Source organism: Nodularia chucula CCY0103 (assembly GCF_963923915.1).
Classification (GTDB): Bacteria; Cyanobacteriota; Cyanobacteriia; order Cyanobacteriales; family Nostocaceae; genus Nodularia; species Nodularia chucula.
The window spans coordinates 1-977 of record NZ_CAWUOL010000205.1 but is presented as its reverse complement, the minus strand read 5'-3'; the positions used below and the strand labels follow the sequence as shown (position 1 = coordinate 977).

Genomic DNA, 977 nt, shown 5'->3' with positions numbered 1-977 from the left:
CTAATATATTATCGAACAGAGCCAAACCTTTAGGAACTTCACTCCATCCTTGGATTTTTACTAAAGGAGTATATTCGTATTGACGTGCCTCAACTAATTGAGTCTGAATTTTTTGCAGCCAAGGTAAAAGAAATTCTTGGGGCGAGACTTTTACTCTAATGGGTAGTGTATTGATAAATAACCCTACCATAGACTCAGCTTTGGCTAGAGTAGGGGGACGACCAGAAGCTACTGCCCCAAAAACTATATCTTCCTGACCACTGTAGCAACTTAATAGCAACACCCAAGCTCCTTGTATCAAAGTATTTAATGTTAGCTGGTGCTGTTGTGCTATGGATTCTAACTCTGTAGTTGTTACTGCTGAAAACTTAATTTCTTGTTCGGCATAGTCATCTTCGGGAGTCAGTGATTTTCTAGCGCCTGGATCTGCCCACAACCGTGTGGGAGTAGTAAAACCTTTGAGCGTCTCTCGCCAGTAAGTCTCAGCCACAGATAGGTTTTGTTGCTGAAGCCAGACAATATAATCTCGATAAGGGCGAATGGGTTCTAAGAAGACATCTTCACCGTTGCTGAAAGCTTTGTAACAAGCAAAAACTTCCTTAACAATTATGGCACTAGACCACCCATCTAGTAACAGATGATGATGACTCCACGTAAAGTTATAGGATGTATCCGAAAGTTGAACCAGTGTTAGACGCATCAATGGTGGTTGCGTAAGTTCAAAACCACTAGAGCGATCGCTTTCCAAGAAAACTCTTAACTTTTGTTGTTGTTCATCTGGAGAGAGATGCTGCCAATTATACTCCTGCCACGGTAGAGTTACCTGTCGATGCACAACTTGTACTGGTTCTTTTAAACCTTCCCAAACAAAGCAGGTTTGGAGAATTGAATGGCGGTTTACAATATGCTGCCATGACTGATGGAATGCTCTAATGTTGAGAGATCCGTGGAGATTCCAACTAAATTGTTCAAAGTAA

1 protein-coding gene is annotated in these 977 nt (G+C 41.5%); it reads right to left on the bottom strand.

The genetic code is table 11. The features are described from left to right. Positions 1–977 (bottom strand): condensation domain-containing protein (locus ACM0OP_RS24215; protein WP_414530952.1); only part of this gene is annotated, 977 nt, incomplete at both ends.